The sequence below is a fragment of the Microcoleus sp. ARI1-B5 genome (assembly GCF_036705795.1).
Lineage (GTDB): Bacteria > Cyanobacteriota > Cyanobacteriia > Cyanobacteriales > Microcoleaceae > Microcoleus.
Genome location: NZ_JAUBVK010000031.1, coordinates 1 through 16,995 on the forward strand (window position 1 = coordinate 1; position 16,995 = coordinate 16,995).

Annotated in this window: 8 protein-coding genes and 1 pseudogene; 5 read left to right on the plus strand and 4 right to left on the minus strand. The window is 44.6% G+C overall.

Going from position 1 to position 16,995, the window contains the following annotated elements; genetic code table 11:
• Positions 1-68: 68 nt before the first annotated feature.
• Positions 69-635 (minus strand): annotated as a pseudogene (locus QUB63_RS28945) (reverse transcriptase N-terminal domain-containing protein); the annotation flags it as partial.
• 1,016 nt (positions 636-1,651) lie between these two features.
• Between QUB63_RS28945 and QUB63_RS28950 the strand changes: the two are divergent.
• Positions 1,652-4,720 (plus strand): PAS domain S-box protein, encoded by a 3,069-nt coding sequence (locus QUB63_RS28950; protein WP_332948826.1) that lies wholly within the window; start codon positions 1,652-1,654, stop codon positions 4,718-4,720.
• A gap of 277 nt (positions 4,721-4,997) precedes the next feature.
• Positions 4,998-5,420, plus strand: a complete 423-nt coding sequence (locus tag QUB63_RS28955; protein WP_332948827.1) for a thiol-disulfide oxidoreductase DCC family protein — start codon at positions 4,998-5,000, stop codon at positions 5,418-5,420.
• Positions 5,421-5,530: 110 nt separating this feature from the next.
• Here the strand turns inward: QUB63_RS28955 and QUB63_RS28960 are convergent, their stop codons facing one another.
• The 3 genes from QUB63_RS28960 to QUB63_RS28970 all read right to left on the minus strand — a co-directional run bounded on the left by QUB63_RS28960 (position 5,531) and on the right by QUB63_RS28970 (position 14,445).
• The gene (locus QUB63_RS28960) at positions 5,531-5,950 is read right to left on the minus strand and encodes a hypothetical protein (RefSeq protein ID WP_332948828.1); all 420 of its coding nucleotides are present in this window, start codon (positions 5,948-5,950) and stop codon (positions 5,531-5,533) included.
• A gap of 370 nt (positions 5,951-6,320) precedes the next feature.
• Complete coding sequence (locus tag QUB63_RS28965) at positions 6,321-11,777, minus strand: trifunctional serine/threonine-protein kinase/ATP-binding protein/sensor histidine kinase (protein ID WP_332948829.1); 5,457 nt, start codon at positions 11,775-11,777, stop codon at positions 6,321-6,323.
• 280 nt (positions 11,778-12,057) lie between these two features.
• Entirely contained in the window at positions 12,058-14,445 is a 2,388-nt protein-coding gene (locus tag QUB63_RS28970) for a GAF domain-containing protein (protein ID WP_332948830.1), read from the minus strand.
• Positions 14,446-14,930: 485 nt separating this feature from the next.
• Between QUB63_RS28970 and QUB63_RS28975 the strand changes: the two genes are divergently transcribed.
• The 3 genes from QUB63_RS28975 (at position 14,931) to QUB63_RS28985 (ending at position 16,904) form a co-directional block, all read left to right on the plus strand.
• Positions 14,931-15,710, plus strand: coding sequence for a calcium-binding protein (locus QUB63_RS28975; protein WP_332948831.1), 780 nt, complete (start codon positions 14,931-14,933; stop codon positions 15,708-15,710).
• Positions 15,711-16,066: 356 nt separating this feature from the next.
• Positions 16,067-16,672: a Uma2 family endonuclease gene (locus QUB63_RS28980; RefSeq protein ID WP_332948832.1), complete on the plus strand. Its 606-nt coding sequence runs from the start codon at positions 16,067-16,069 to the stop codon at positions 16,670-16,672.
• Entirely contained in the window at positions 16,653-16,904 is a 252-nt protein-coding gene (locus QUB63_RS28985; RefSeq protein ID WP_332948833.1) for a hypothetical protein, read from the plus strand. The genes QUB63_RS28980 and QUB63_RS28985 overlap by 20 nt, the downstream gene beginning before the upstream one ends.
• Positions 16,905-16,995 lie beyond the last annotated feature (91 nt).

A 16,995-nucleotide genomic window follows, 5' to 3' on the forward strand; every position in this document is an offset into this window, starting at 1 on the left:
AGTTGGTTGACTTAGAGACATTCTTCTTAGTCTCTCCCAATTAGATTGGGGATACCGTGTTGACTGCCACGGCGCACGCATTTGGCAATATCAGCGTCTAGCACATATTTGGCTTTGTATCTGATACTGTCAAAGATAGCTCCAATCGCATCGTGACACGACCTACCTGGTCTAAAACCATATGAGTTTGGCTCGAATTTTGCTTCCCATTCTGGCTCAAGTGCTGTTTTCACAACGGCTTGTAAGGCGCGGTCGTACATAGTAGGTATGCCCAATGGTCTAGACTCATTTGTTCCTGGTTTTGGTATCATTACCCGACGAGTCGGTTGTGATTTTCCAGTTGCTTTGAGTTGACTTACTAGCTCATTTCGTTGCTTCGGAGATAGTAGTTTAATACCGTCCACACCTGCTGTACGTTTGCCAGTATTATCTTGCGTGACCCGTCGTACCGCTAATACCTTATTAGACCATGAATTAATCAAGGTCTTTTGAAGCTTCCGAACTGCTTTAACATCGCCACGCTCACTTGCTCGATAGATACGTTTTTGCAACTTGAATGTCAATCTTTCAGCTTTTCGCCAATTGATTTGATTCCATTCCACCGTCAGGTTGCCCTGCGTTTTAGACTTGTTCATTGCTACTGGTGTTCCTATCCTTGAAGTTACCGTGTATCTGTCTGCATATCTCTGTTATTACAACAGAGCGTTGGCTTTTGATACAATCCCTCTCTCGTATATTGTTCGTTAGCTACTTACTGGAAGTCATTGTTGATTTCAGAAATATACGAGAATTACTTCGTTCCAAATACACATTGTTTTGAGTTTTTAGTGTGATGCTCTCCACCGGGTTTATGGGCGGTGCTTATAGGTCGAAGTGGCAATCGCCTATGCCCTATCCTTGCCTTTTGGCTTGGTCTTAATCAGTCTTTACCGTCTTTTTCAACGGGTTTATCCTTGATTGAGCCGTTAGACCATCTAAGATAACGATGGTTCAGACACATCTTTGCTTTTGCTACACATGAACTCTTGCTCGACAGTTACCAGTTTCGGCTACCAGTAGTCTGCCTTTTATCCCCGCTTTACCTTGTTAGTTGCTAGTTAGCCCGGTAGGGGATATGCTTTTACCGCTGCACTTGCGGACTGGGACTTGAGATGACCCACACCCAGATGTATATCCAGTTGTTATGACTTTGGAAGCCATACTAGCCATCCCTGAGTATTTTTACTCATTTCGGCTAAACGAATCGCACGCAACTTATCTTATTGTAACGAGAGTGGGGGAGTGGGGGAGTGTCCGAGGGGGAGTGGGGGAGAGTGTCCGAGTGTCCGAGTAGGAAAAATCTTCATGCTTGACTTATTTCCTCCACATCCATCCGTTACATCCGTGAAATCCCGTACACTGCTACGGAAGCTGAACATCCATCCGTTACATCCGTTTGCATCCGTTTGCATCCGTTGCCGAACTTCCTTGGGCCTTCTACATCTCTAGCCTTCATTAGCTTTGCCTATTAGCCGCCATCAAATTTTCTGAATGTTCGCAGAAGTAATTTTGTACTATATTAGTTGATAACGAATTATTTCGCAAATTAAATTCACTTTTTATACAGCCATCTACTCTAACACTTGCCCCCGCACTCACAAGTGAAAAAATCATGCAAATTTCCTCCAATGCTTCTAAATTTAAGAATGGCGATCGCCATAACGAAGATGGCTCATCTTTATTAAGCAGCGAAGAACGATATAAAAATTTAGTTGCTAATATTCCCGGTGCTGTATACCGCTGTACCTGCGACTGTACGGGCACTGAGGGCGGATTAACACGGACAATGGTATTTTTGAGCGAGGCTGTTCAAGAAATATTTGGCTATCCATCATCTGATTTTATCAACGATCGCGTCCGTTCTTTTGCCAGCATCATCCATCCTCAAGACCGTAAAAATGTGGATGCTGCTGTCCTAAAAAGTGTAGCAACCAGAACTCCGTACATCCTTGAATACCGCATTGTGCGGGCAGACGGCGAAATTACCTGGGTTTACGAAAAAGGCCAAGCTGTTTGTTGCGAAGCAGACGAGGCTAGAGGAAAACAAGAGGGACAAGGGGAAATTGAGGAATTGTTGTCTGCTGTGGTTTCGCCGATCGCAAATTCTCTGTGTCAGGTTGTGTATCTCGACGGAGTGATTTTGGATATTACTGAGCGGAAGCGAGCTGAGGAAAAGCTGCGAAACACTCAAGATTTTCTGAATGCGGTACTGCAAAATCTGCCGGTTAGCGTGTTTATTAAAGATGCTGTGGAACAAAGATTTATTTATTGGAATACTGCTAGTGAAGAATTGTTTGGCTATTCGAGCGAGGAAGTGATATTAAATAATGCTGCTGACTTGTTGGAAGCAGAGCAGGGTAATTACTTGCAAGCACAAGATTTAGAAGTATTTGCAACGAGAAAAGAGGTGGATTTTCCAGAACAAATCATCCAACTTCCTCACCGGGGAAAACGGATTTTGCACACAAAAAAAGTTCCTTTGTTTGACGCTTCTGGCGCGCCTAAGTACATTGTGGGTATTGCTCAAGATATTACCGAAAGCAAAAAAACAGAAACAGAATTGTCGCGCTTGGCCATCGTGGCTCAAAAAACGCAAAATGGTGTGATTATTACTGATGCTGAAGGCTGCATAGAATGGGTGAATGAAGGATTTACTAGGATTAGCGGTTACGTGCTGGCAGAAATGCTGGGAAAAAAACCGGGTGATGTGCTGCAAGGCCCTCTAACAGACCCGCTAACTATTGCTAAACTGCGATCGGCTTTGGATGCCGGCGAGCCGTTCAATCAGGAAATTTACAATTACAGGAAGGATGGACAGGGTTATTGGGTGGCACTTTCGATCGCCCCGATTTATCGAGAAACTGGGGAACTAGAAGGTTTTATTGCGGTGCAAACTGATATTACCGATCGCAAACAAGCTACTGAATCTATCAGGGAGAGCGAGAGTTATTACCGCTGCATTGTTGAGACGGCTTCGGAGGGCGTTTGGATGTTTGACGCCGACAGCATCACGACTTTTGCTAACTCTCGGATGGCCCAAATGCTGGGGTATACTGTGGAGGAAATGCTGGGGCGATCGCTATTTGAGTTTATCGACGACGACTCTCGGGAAATAGCCGAAAGTTATGTGCAGCGCAGGCGGCAAGGCATTCGCGAACGCCACGATTTTCAGTTTACTCGCAAAGATGGCTCTCACTTGTGGGCGATCGTCTCAGCGACGCCGATGTTCGACGCTGAGGGCGAATTTTCGGGGGTTTTGCGGATGATTACCGATATTAGCGATCGAAAACTTGCCGAAGCAGAATTGCGCCAAACTCTCAAAGAGTTGGAATTTGAAAAATTTGCATTAGATCAATCGGCGATTGTCTCGAATACCGACGAATTTGGCGCCATTACCTATGTCAACGACCAATTTTGCGAACTCTTTAAATATTCTCGGGAAGAACTGCTCGGCAAAACTCACAGACTTGTGAATTCCGGCTATCACCCAGCCGATTTTTTCAAGCAGCTTTGGTCAACCATCCGCCAAGGAAATGTTTGGCGGGGAGAAATGAAAAATCAAGCTAAAGACGGCACATTATTCTGGTTGGATACTACGATTGTACCTTTCTTAAATTCTCGGGGAGAACCCCATCAATATGTAGCAATTCGCAAAGATATTACCGCTCGGAAACAAGCAGAAGAAGCGGTGCGGCTTTCCGAAAGTCAATTGAGGACTAAAAATCAAGAATTGGCGAAAGCCCTGCGGGACGTGCATAAAACTCAAAGCATGATGGTTCAAAATGAAAAAATGGTAAGTTTGGGGCAATTAGTCGCTGGCGTCGCTCACGAAATCAACAATCCAGTTAGCTTCATTTACGGCAACGTCATGCACGCTGACGATTACTTTCAAGACTTGCTAAAAATGCTGCAACTTTACCAGCGGGAATACCCGGAACCAACAGAGGCAATTCGAGAAGAGATAGAAGAGGTAGATTTAACATTTCTGCTAAAAGATTTGCCGAAACTGTTAACATCAATGAAAATGGGAGCCGAGCGAATTCGCCAAATTGTGCTATCGCTGAAGAATTTTTCGCGATTAGACGAAGCGGAACAAAAGCAGGTTGACATTCACGAAGGGATTGAAAGCACTTTGTTGATTTTGCAGCACAGGTTCAAAGAAACGGCAGGACATCCGAAAATTGTGCTGCTCAAAGAGTTCGGCAATTTGCCCCGGGTGCAGTGTTATGCCGGACAGTTGAATCAGGTATTTATGAATATTATTGGCAATGCAATTGATGCTTTGGAAGAGGCAATGGAAACCGGACAGTGGGGCGATGGGGAACTGGCGCCTATTCCTTCTTGTCCTTCGCCGACGCTGCGGATTTGTACTGAGGTAAAATATGAACAGGATGTTTTGATGCAGGCAGATTCTGCTGTTTCTGATGATTCTATTCGGCATCCTTCTCATATTGTGATTCGGATTGCTGACAACGGCCCGGGGATTCCGACAGATGTTCACGAAAGGTTGTTCGATCCGTTTTTTACTACGAAAGAACCGGGGAAAGGTACTGGTTTGGGGCTGTCGATCAGCTATCAAATTGTGGTGGAAAAACACGGCGGGCGGCTGAAGTGCAATTCCGCACCGGGTCAAGGTACGGAATTTGCGATCGAGATTCCTGTCGCTAGAAGTTATACTTAGCTGCGGGTAGGTACACTCAAGGGAGTCTTTCGCCGTGTCAACTATCCACGCATTATCCCGCAGTCGGACAGGGGTTTAAACCCCTGCCTCAAAGCGAAAGTCGGTTAAAACCGACTAATGCTAAATCCGGGTTAAATACGTTTAGGAATCAGGAATCGCTTTGCTGCTTTTTAGTCCTCTTTGAGAGGACTTACGCTATGAGACAGGGGTTTTTAACCCCTGTCGGACTCTCGGACTAACAGAAAATATTGGTAGTACATTTGAGCTTAATTTAACAATGAATTACAACGTAATTTACGACGGCAATTGCAATCTCTGCGTTACCTTGGTGCAGTTACTTGAAAATCTAGACCAAGGCCAGAATTTTGAGTATATTTCCATGCAAGATTTAGAAGGATTAAAGGGGTTTGGAATAACTGCTGGCGATTGCGAAATGGGGATGATTTTGATAGATGCGGACAATCCAGAAAAACGGTGGCAAGGTAGCGATGCGGCGGAGGAAATCGGGCGGATATTGCCGGCTGGCGAGGTGTTTGTGGCGGCTTACCGGGCAATGCCGGGGATGAAGTGGATGGGCGATCGCGTGTACGAACAAGTGCGCGACAACCGCTATACTTTGTTTGGCAAGCGATCGACAACTTACAAATCAGTTTATGCAGTGGGCTGTAGGTCGATCGACAATTGCGACACTCAAAGCTAAAATCAAATCCCGCCTAAATATTCTTGATTTCTTAGTCGGCCCGAAAGCGGACATCGTTTGTTTGGCGTGCGGTTTCAACCGCCGACTTACACCGAACTTACAACTTATTCTCAGCCATTAAACAAACCAAATATCTCGCGGCAAAAGTGTTTGAGCTTTTGGGCCGACTCCGCAGCGGGCTCAGTTGCACCAACAAAACCCCAATTGTCCACAGTAGAAAAGCGCCACTGCTGACCAGTATGATCGTAACCTGCGGCCTCAACCCCGATCGCCCGCCGAGATTCTTCGACCGGATCTTGGTAAAATCGGATTTGAATCAAGATGCTGCGGCTTTGCAGCAAGCGACTTCTACCGGGAAAATGGAAGCCAATGTCGATCGACTCTGGATCGACAAGTTCCCTAGTATCCTCGTCATTCATCCAAGGTTTCAAATCGACTTTTGCATCCGGGAATTCCGACTTGAATAAATTAACAACCGCAGCAATTTTGCTAGCTAATTCTATATTTCTGGCTTGTTCGGCAGCGTTCACTCGAAATACTCCTATCAAATACACTTATTACATTTAGCTAATAATGTAACCGGATACTACCGAATGCAGACTGTGAACTGCGGACTTTTTCTGAAATAATTAGGCATTGACAAATTTTCATATATGTGTTAACCACTCTTAGTCTGCGGAGGCAGACTTCGTTCGTGTAGACGCGGTTTCAACCGCCGAGGGCGTGTTTGATTGCCCCGGAGATCCCCCTAAATCCCCCTTAAAAAGGGGAGTAGGGGTCGACTTTGAGAATGCTCTTAAAAAGAGGACTTTGAATGCTCTTGTCCCACCCCCTACTCCCCTTATTAAGGGGGGTTAGGGGGGATCTCCGGGTTTCAAAACACGCCATAGTTCCATAATCTTAATTCAGAGGAAGTGCGATCGCAAATTCCGTACCTTCACCCAACACAGACTCGCAAATCAGCTTACCGCCGTGGGTTTCTTCCACAATTTGCCTGCTGATAGACAGCCCCAAACCCGTACCTTTTCCTACTCCTTTGGTAGTAAACAAATGGTCAAATATTTTCGCCTGCACCTGGGGCGAAATCCCTTGGCCGTTATCTTTGATGCGAATCACCACGCTGTTGTTATCCTGCGAGACATGGGTGATAATGGCGATCGTATTCGGTAAAGCCTCAATTTCAGCATAAGTGCGGCCCACATTGGATTCCTCAAAACAGTCGATCGCATTGCTGAGCAAATTCATAAACACCTGATTCAGTTGCCCAAAATAACATTTAACAGGCGGAATATATCCGTATTCCTTAATAATTTTAATCGCGGGGCGAGTATCTTTAGCCTTCAGGCGATACTGCAAAATCAGCAAAGTGCTGTCGATGCCATCATGAATATTTGCCGACACCTTATTCGCAGTATCAGCCCGGGAAAAAGTGCGGAGAGACGTGCTAATATTGCGGATGCGATCTGTACCAGATTTCATAGATAAAAGCATTTTTGGCAAATCTTCCATCAAATATTCTAAATCAATGTCCGATGCTTTATCCTCCAATTCATCTCCCGGATTCGGGAATTTTTCCTGGTAAAGTTGCAAGTAATCAATCAAATCTAAGCTAGCCTCAGCAGCAGCATCCACATTCCCCGCAATAAAACCCAGCGGATTGTTAATTTCGTGAGCCACCCCTGCAATCAAGTTGCCCAAAGCAGACATTTTTTCGCTTTGAATCAGTTGCAGTTGCGCCTCTTGCAGTTCATTGAAAGATTTTTCTAACTGTTGAGATTTTTCTTGTTCGCGCGCGTACAAACCAGCATTTTCCACGGCAATAGCAACTTGAGAAACTAACACTTTGAATACTTCTACCCTCTCGGCTGTAAAAGCTCCTACCGTCAAAGCATTTTCCAGATAAATAATGCCGCGCCGCTGAGATTGATAAATAATCGGCAAACAAAAGATTGATTTTGGTTGATATTTCTGAATGTAAACATCCGCATTAAAAGGTGCGGCGACAGTCGCATTCTCTAAAACCAGATGCTTTTGACTGCGGTGTACGTAATTAATTAAGGACACGGGTAAATCTTGAAAAATTTCTACTGGAATAGACGGTAAAAGTGTCACTTGAGCCTTCAGAGAAGTGCCAGTAGCTTCAATGCAGAGCACATCGTTTTTCAGCAGCAGCAGCACTACTTTTTGAGCGGCCGCATTTTCCAACAAAATATTAATTAAGTTAGTCAATAACTTTTCTAGAACAATTTCACTGGTAATCGCTTGGGAAGCTTTGACAAAAGCCCTCAAATCTAAGAAATCACCTAAACCGTTACTGGTAGTGCTTCCCGTGGTAGTGCTGGTGACATCGAGGTTTCGGGTTTCTGCTGTGCGCGTTTGTGCGACTAAGAAAGTATATCTCAATTCTAAGTCTTTAACTTTGGCGAGAGATCCCCAGCGGATGTAGGCATAATATGCTTTGGTAAGGTATGCTTGAGAGATTATTTTTTTGCCCAAAAATTCATAGAATTCTCCGGCTAATTCATACGCTAATGCTTCGTCTTGGGTGTATTTGTTTTTTTGAGATCCGGCAATCGCGCGATCGTAATAATCCATTGCTCGCTCATTCTGCCCTAACACTCGCGCTTTCTCGGCTTCTACCAAATCATATTTATGTTGGTGGTTCATAGGAGCGTGTTCGGCCCATTTTTTCATCTTTTTTTGTAACTGGATAACTTTTTTAAGATATTGCTTTTGCTCACCTTTGCCAGTTTGGGGAAACAAAGCGAGGAGACTGAGAGAGTAGTAGAAGTTGCTGATGGAAACTACATAAAATCCGGCGGCGGCTTCTTCATATTTTTCAAATAACCTTGAATTATCCAAGGCTTCCACGTAGTTTTTAAATAAAAAATTAAGCTGAGCTTTGGCGTTATAAGTCATACAAACTAAAAGAAAGCTTTTAGCTTCTATTAAAGCAGGGAGCGTTTCAACTTCATTAAAGCTCTCGCCGACTAAATGGCATGGTTCGACAGCTTTTCCGCACAAGTTGAGGCCCGTCTGCCTGAATATACTTATATACGGTACAGCCATTTGTAATTGAAGTTTCTGCATTAATTTCACATACTTACCAGTCTCCTGTTCAACCAGATATAGAGGCTCTCCCATCCATAGTTGGTAATTACAATAATCGGATATAGCATAACCTGCATATTCTAAGTCTCCAGTTTCCATCCCGGCTTTAAAAGTTTCCATAAAATAGCCTAATACTGAGTTAAGGTGGGATTTCCAATGTTGGATTAAAGCACAAAAATTTATATAAACTTTACTTTTGATCGAACGGGATTGAGATTTATCTAACAGCATAATTGCCAGTTCGCCGAATTGGTATCCCGAATTGATATCCCCTAGCCTGCACAAAATCGCGCCATAATAAACGTAGGCGATACTAGCATAAAGTGAGTTGCCATATTTAACGCAGTGCTGGATCATGATAAATGTCAGCAGCGGTAGCAGTTGCGGCTTTGTTTGAATAGCGCTGCTGAGAGTCCCTGATAAAATCCGCATAATTGCTTGTTTATTAGGATCGGTCATTTCTGGCAAGTTAGCTAAATCCTCAACTCGTTTAGTTCCCAAACTAAATTTTGTGTAAATCAGTCCCGCCATAATGTTTAGCGTGTTTGGGTTTTGAGGAAAAGAAATGCCTAAAATTTTTAGCACTTCCAGGCCTGTATTTAGTGCTTCTGCAAGCCTATTTTGAGCAGTGTAAGACTGGATGTAGAGTTCGTAAGTATTTACTTTTTCCAGTAGATTTTTAGCTTTTGCCAGGATGATATCAATGAGTTTTTTTGATTCTTCAAATTTGATATTTAAGTATTCAGCTTCGGCTGTTGACTCGTAGATAGAGAGCGTTAATTCATACTGACTCTGCCAGCTATCCTCTGGTAATAATCCCATACCAACTCGCAAATACTTAACAGCAGATTCATAAGCAGCAGCAGCTTTTGCCTTGCGTCCAGCAGTTAAATTTAACTGTGCCAACTGGGTTTTTTCTGACTGTTGGCTAATCGTGTCAATTCCGACATTCAACTGATTGACAATATCAAAGATGTTTTCTTCCAGCTTGTCGCGTGGAGTATTCTGTAATAGTAATTGACCGATTTTTAAATGGGTAGCTTGCTTCTGCTCTTCGGGAATTAGCGAATAGGCGGCTTGCTGGACGCGATCGTGCAAAAATCGATATCCCACCCGCGACGTGTCAAAAGTCAGATTAACTGCTTCTGCTTGCGTAAATACCAAAGGGATGCGATAAGCATCGCTCAAGGGCAGAATTAACCCGGATTGCAAAGCTGAATAAAGTTCGGTAGCTGTAGCATTAGCCGACTGTTGGCTGACAATAGACAGCACATCTAGAGCAAATGTATCACCCACACAAGCTGCTAATTTTAATACTTCTTGTGTGGCAGCGGGGAGCTTTTCAATGCGAGAAGCTACGAGTTCTACTACACTTTTATCAGTTATTCCAATGGCTTGAATTTCATCGATACTCCAATGCCAGCCGCCTTGAATTACCTCATTTATACTGGAATTAAAATCAAAACTTAAAAGATGATCTTGATAAAGTGCTTGGAGTAACTGCGTCAAGAAAAAAGGATTTCCACCCGTTTTATTGGAAATCAACTCTGCTAAATTTGTGACTTTTTCTGTGCGATCGTTAAGTGTTTCAGCGACTAACTCAGTCACATCTGCTAAATCCAGCGGTTGTAGCACGATGTTATTGACAATCGTACCAGTTTTTTCAATTTCTTCTACAGTCTGAATTAACGGGTGAGTCGGGCTAACTTCATTGTCTCGATAAGCACCAATGAGTAACAGATATTGCTGTTCTGGGTCAGTAATCAGCAGTTGCATTAATTTTAATGTTGCTGAATCAGCCCACTGCAAATCGTCTAAAAATATGACTAGCGGGTGTTCTTTTTGCGCGAAAACGCGCAGAAATTCTTTAAAAAGCCGATTGAAGCGATTTTGTGCTTCTGTCGGGCCGACTTCCGGCACTCCTGGCTGTTTGCCAATAATTAATTCAAGTTCTGGAATTACTTCGGCAATTACTTGGGCGTCTGTGCCCAATGCTGTTAATATTTTCGCGCGCCATATTTCTAAAGAAGCTGCACTTTCTGTTAGCAATTGCCGCAGCAAGGAGTTAAATGCTTGGATTAATGAGGCATAGGGAATGTTGCGTTTGAATTGGTCGAATTTGCCGCTGATGAAGTAACCTTTTGACCTGGTAATGGGTTTGCTAACTTCGTTGACTACCGCTGATTTGCCGATGCCTGAGTAACCAGAGACTAGCATTAGTTCGCTGGTTCCTGATGGGGGCGGGTTTTGTTCTGAGGTTGTTGGTTTTTCTAACAAATTTTTGGCTAAACCCGCCCCTACACGTTCAAATGCTGCTAATAGTTCGTTGACTTGTTTTTCTCTACCATACAATTTTTGGGGAATTAACAGTTGGCTGAGAATATCTAAGCTGCCGGGGAGGAAATCTGCTATTTCGCCTGTGGTTTCTAGCTGATGCAAACAAGTTTCTAAGTCTGCTAACAATCCTGCCGCACTTTGATATCTGTCTTCGGCGTTTTTTGCCATCAATTTCATCACAATCTCGGAGATGGTGGCGGGGATTTCGGGATTGATTTGATGCGGTTCTATTGCTTGAAGTGCGATGTGGCTGTAAACTATTTCTAAGGGGTCGTTGCTGGGGAAAGGCAATTTTCCGGTCAGCATTTCATACAAGGTGATGCCGAGGGAATAAAAGTCGGTGCGGTAGTCGAGGGTGCGGTTCATTCTCCCGGTTTGTTCGGGTGACATATAGGCTAATGTGCCTTCAACGCAGTTGGGATTGTTGAATTGCGGGTTTTCTTTGTTGAGTTTTGTGGCAATGCCGAAGTCGGTGAGTTTTACTTGTTTTGTTTGGGAGTTGATTATGATGTTGCTGGGTTTGATATCTTTGTGGATGATGTGCTGAAAATGCAGGTATTGTAGGGCTTTGACTATTTGAATGGCGATGTTTAAATTTGCTTGCGGACTCAGTGTCTCTTTTTCTATAAGTTGGGCGAGGGATTCGCCGCCAAAGTCTTCTAAAACCAGTCCTAATCGGTGGTCAAAGGTTTCGAGACTGATGGCTTTGACGATTTGTTCGCTGTCTAAATTTTGGCGGATTTGATATTCGTGTTTGAGCCTGGTAATGGCTTCGAGTGTGGGATATTCGGCTTTGAGGACTTTCAGGATTGTTGCGTGTCCGTCTGTCGCTGTTTGTGCGCGATAGATTATTGTTTCGATGCCTTCGTGCAGAGTGGAATCGATTTGGTATTTTGATAATGTTAACATAAGTTTACTTAAAATATTTAATATCTAATTGTCAGTAAATTTACACTACTTTATCTTGATTAGGTGTGATTTAGATCCTGTATTTTGGTGTCACCAATCACAGGCAACATACACTCAGTGAAAACGCGACAGTGCTGGTTGGTGTCAACAAACATCTTAAGTGTAAGATCCGTCTTGTGTGTGAGTCTAGAATGCTTTCGCTCCCCCCTAAGCCCCCTTAAAAAGGGGGGGACGGGAGCAGATGCACTTCGCCTTAAACAAGGAATTTAGAGGATGGTTTTCAATCGGTGACAACTGTAACTTCGCGATATTCCGCAAGAGATTTCGTCTCCGGCAAAATACGGACGCGGGCGAATTTTAAACCGCTGACTCCTTGCAGCGATTCTACCATGCCGGTCTGCACTTTTGCCTCTACCCAACCTTCGCGAGATAAGTAGCGCAAGTATTGTTGGTACTCTTCCCATTCGTCTTCGGTTGAATAAACTAACGTTAACATTCCTGACTGGGTAATGCGCTCTTGTGCGTCTTTGTCAACGGCTTTTTCGATCCGCTTTTTGACGAGTTCGTAGCGGATGTCGCGAGTGCCTTTGACATCGAACATTTTTTCGGTGTTTTCGTTGTGAAAAATGTCGATCGTGGTATTCTGCACTAACACTAAATGCGCCAGTTCCATGTTGATTTGCGACTCGGCCCGCAGGCGAAAAACCGTGCGGCCGCAGTCGCAAATTGCCCGCAGTTGTTCGTAACGCAAACTGTGCAGGTGAAACTGGCTGAATTTGGGGTCGATCGACTTTCCTACATAAATCATGTGATCCATGCCGTCGGTGCATTCGATGTCGCAGTAGTGGGGGAGAATTTGCTGCATTTTTTCTTGCCAGCGGGCCCAGGTTTCTTGGAGTTTTGTGCCGATTAGGTTTAGCATTCGATCGTAGCGGGTACGATCGCGATAAACGCAGTTGTGTTCGTTTTCACAGGCGGCTCGGTAAGCTTCAACTGCTGCCTGAACCCTGGGCCCGCAATGCACAAAATAGTCAAAATACACTTCTAAACGCTCGTTTAAATACTCGGCTGCTCGCACCTCCATATCGACTGTTACTTTTTGTTTTAAATGCTCGATGTAGTCGAGCAAGTCGAGCCGCAGTTGCTCGCCGAGGTGGGTAGTTTGTGTTTCGCAAACGGCATCGGCTATGGCTAAACCCAAGCGGAATTGTTCGAGCAAATCTGTTTGAATGGCTCGGTTTCTTTCGTCGCTGGAACCGCGAATGTCGGAAATTCCGTACAGGGGATGAACATCAGCAAATACGATCGTCTCTGGGGGAAGTCCCCAACTGCGCCTTTCTGCTTCTTGGGCGAACCGCCACTCGACTGCGGGGTGGATGTTGTTAATGTGGGTAAACCGCTGCTGGATGGCTTGCCGCAGGGCTGCAATGAAGGCGGGAATGAGTTCTTGGGCGTGTTGGGCGTCAATGTTGTTGAAGTGGTTGGCCCGATCGCACAACAGGCCCACCACGCCCAAAATCCGCTGCCCGCTGCCCTCGCGGGTGACTGATTTGACCACCAGCGGTACTAGCAGCATCGATTGAGTGCCCATTTTGCGCAAAGTTCGATCGCACTCGGTGCGGCACTCGCGGCGCAAGTCTGGGACGTTCCAAACTTGATTTGCTGCGGTGGCCTTGAAAAAGTGAGAAGCTTCTAGGGAGTCCATTGAATAAACAACCGGCTGCAAATGTTGGCCGTCTTTAGCAACTAATAGCTGTACCTGTTCGCCGTCGGGGCGCATTAGCAAAGTGCCGTCAGCATTAAAGAGCGATCGCAAACACCGATCGATTCTTTCAAATTTGTCTGGCCGCAGCATGGAATCTCGATCGATCAATAACTGAGTCAGGCGCCGAATTTGCTCTTGCACGGTGACATCGAAACCTTCTAGCAGCAGCAAACCTTCGACGCGGTAATTATCTAACTTTAGTCGATCGGCTAAATTTGCTAGTTGATTCGGCTGCATCAGCCAAGCTTCCCGTTCAGCCACCGGCATTAAATTCAAGGGAAGATCCGCAAATTCATCAATTTTTGAGTTAAGTCGAGTTATTTTCAACTGTTCCGAACCCAGCCAAAATTCAATAAATTTGGGTTCGCGGTGTTCGGAATTTTTTACACTCGCGGTGACAGGTTCATCTAGCACCCGCAAACTGTCGAGGTCAATTTGATAAAATTGCTTAAATACCCAGTGCAAAAGGTGACGGCGGTACAATTGCTCTGCTGTTTTGGCATCGCAATCCTCGAACAGTTCCAGCAGACTGATGCCGGTTTCTGCAAACCAACCGTTATTAGATTGAGTTACCAAGGGCGTTCCCTCCCAACCGGCCAAGCGACAAAATGCCGCGTTAGCGTAACGCAGGGCAAAAGTTCCCGGTTCCAGGACTGCGATTAAAACGCGGCGATCGCCGAGAAATTGAAACAGTCGCTCTAAATCTTGTTTCCACGTTTTCAAGCGTTCAATTTCAGCAGATTGACTGGGTACTTGAGCCGTCAAAGCTTCCAGTAGCTGTTCCATGCTTGGTTCGCTCAGCAGATTGTCACTATCTTGCTCTGTTGGGACGATACCTGCGGTTGGCAGTGATTTTACGGAGTTGCTGTTGTTTTGATGGGAAGACGATTTAGGAGTAGACATGAGTAAAACACCTGAAAGCAGTGGATTTTGTTAAAGAATGTGAGCGATCGGCGATTTATGGCGAGTGTCAAGAACTCAGATCCTGTTTGTAAAGTTTGTGTGTGGGTATCGGAAACTGGGTGTTTTCTCGGGCGATCGACCCAGAGACTTTTACTTTTCTTGACAAACAACCTCTGGGTCTCGACGTTATAGGTGATATTAACGTGTTTGCGGCGGGAGCGGGTAACACCCATTATAAGCGGTGAGCCGTGGCGGATAGTGTCAGCGACTAATGCTATTTGACTCAGAGGCGAGATATATAGCAGCTTTGGGTTGAATGAGGCACAGCCCGGGTAATTTGGAATTGTAATTAGTAATTAATAATTGAATTTTGCATCACTAATTTAGCATATAAAAATTGCGTGAATTTCAAACTATCTGGCTCTTTGCAAATGGTATAATTTAATATATAATACAGCTAGCAGCATTTTTGAAAGGACATACTTATGGCTTTAACGATTAACAATCTCATCGGCGATCTGACGGGATTTCCTGTATTTGCTGGCGGCGGGCCGCGTTTTTTGGGATTCGCTACACCAGATGAGATTGACGTAGAAAATGGAAATTTGTCGTCTTTTCCCTGGGGAGTTTGGGGACTCGACGGCAACGATACGATCGCAGGTTCGTCGGATTCCAACGAGCGGCTGTTAGGAAATAATGGGGATGATATTATCGGCGGTGGCGACGGAAATGACATCATTTACGGCGGGAAAGGTAACGATGGCCTGGATGGAAATGAAGGCAACGACGTAGTTAGGGGCGACGCGGGAAACGACATTATCTTTGGAGGCTTCGGGAACGATATCCTGCGGGGAGGGCAAGGAGACGACGATTTAGTCGGCAATGACGGCAACGATTTCTTAGCGGGCGATCGGGGAGTTGACCTGCTCGCGGGAGGCCTCGGTGCTGACATATTCGTACTCAGAAGCAACGAAGAATTTGGAGTCAATGGAGCCGATGTGATTACAGATTTTAACTTTGACGAGGGCGATCGCATCGGTTTGACAGATGGTTTAACAGAACTCGACCTCATCTTCACTGACGACAATCTGATTGCTTACGACAACGACGGAATTATCAACGATCTGGTGATTGAAAACGCAATAAATGGACAGATTTTGGGGGTTGTTTTAAACACGAATAACTTTGAACTTATCGGTGCTTTTGAACAAGCTAGTCCGTTTGCTTTGGGAGTAAACGGTACTCAATTCCAGTTTTTGGCTTAGGGTATTTGACGGGCGATCGGGCTAGTTTCGGGTAGAGAAAAGGTGGCGAGCGCTGGTGTTAACAAATCCTTGCCTGCTGCCCGACAGTCCGGCAGGGGTTTAAACCCCTGCCTCATAGCTAAAGTCCTCTCAAAGAGGACTGATGAATTTTTAAGTTAATAATTAAATTTTAACTTAAAAATTAATTATTTAGGGAGTTAGTGAATTATTTAGTCCTATGCAAGAGGACTTTTGCTATTAGCCCGGGGTTTAAACCCCGGGCGGTATTTCGGCTTAGAGCGATATTATTTAAATATTCATTTAGATAGTTTTTATGCTAATCTAGAAGTTGAAATTCAAACTCGGGGAAAATATAAATGACTGCTACCATTCAACCCCTATTGACTGCACTGCCAGAACAGCGGTTGACTTTGCCGCTTGTTATGACCTGGCAGCAGTTTAAAATCCTCGATGCACTGCTAGAAAATACTCGCAGCGTTCGATTGTCTTACCTTGATGGATATGTAGAAATTATGACACTTTCGCCAGACCATGAAACCATTAAATGCCTGCTGGCAGGAATGTTAATCACCTTTTTTCTGGAAAGAGATATCGATTTTAGACCGACCGGTAGCGCGACACTCCGAGGGGAAGAAAAAGGCGCCAGCAAGGAACCTGATTTATCTTATTACTTTGGGGAAAATCGGCGGCAGAAAGCAACACCCGATTTGGCGATCGAAGTTGTTTTTACCAGCGGGACTATCAACAAGCTGGAATATTATCGGCGATTTAACATCCCGGAAGTTTGGTTTTGGGAAGACGGAGTATTTTCACTTTACCAACTGAACTCGGAGGGTTACGATCTGGTTTCGAGAAGTGCACTGTTACCTGATTTGGATATAGAATTGCTGGGTCAGTGCTTGCAAATGTCGGAGGAGAAAGAAGCTTTGAAGGTGTTTCGGAATGCTGTTCGAGGTTGCTAATATTTTTGCAGGATGTGGTTTTGGATTTAGATTTAATTTTTCGGGCGGGCAAGATGCCCACCCCACAACAAATAATAATGGTGGTGGTGGAACAGGCATCTTGCCTGTTATTAGGGGCGGTCAAGATGCCCACCCCACAACAAATAATCATTATTGTGGAACAGGCCCGAAAGCCTGTTACGCAGTAAATGTACGAATTGTACGAAATGTCAGAGAAATGGCAATCATCTGAAAAACTCCTGCATTTCTAGGCTGCGGATATTTATTTTTCACCTATACTATGCAAAAGCTTATTTCGCTCGAAGACTTGCCTGTGAAGAAAT

Bases quoted from the DNA above. Each gene is read 5' to 3' on its own strand.
- QUB63_RS28950 (WP_332948826.1), top strand. From the start codon at position 1,652: ATGCAAATTTCCTCCAATGCTTCTAAATTTAAGAATGGCGATCGCCAT.
- QUB63_RS28955 (WP_332948827.1), top strand. From the start codon at position 4,998: ATGAATTACAACGTAATTTACGACGGCAATTGCAATCTCTGCGTTACC.
- QUB63_RS28965 (WP_332948829.1), bottom strand. From the start codon at position 11,777: ATGTTAACATTATCAAAATACCAAATCGATTCCACTCTGCACGAAGGC.
- QUB63_RS28970 (WP_332948830.1), bottom strand. From the start codon at position 14,445: ATGTCTACTCCTAAATCGTCTTCCCATCAAAACAACAGCAACTCCGTA.
- QUB63_RS28975 (WP_332948831.1), top strand. From the start codon at position 14,931: ATGGCTTTAACGATTAACAATCTCATCGGCGATCTGACGGGATTTCCT.
- QUB63_RS28980 (WP_332948832.1), top strand. From the start codon at position 16,067: ATGACTGCTACCATTCAACCCCTATTGACTGCACTGCCAGAACAGCGG.
- QUB63_RS28985 (WP_332948833.1), top strand. From the start codon at position 16,653: ATGCTGTTCGAGGTTGCTAATATTTTTGCAGGATGTGGTTTTGGATTT.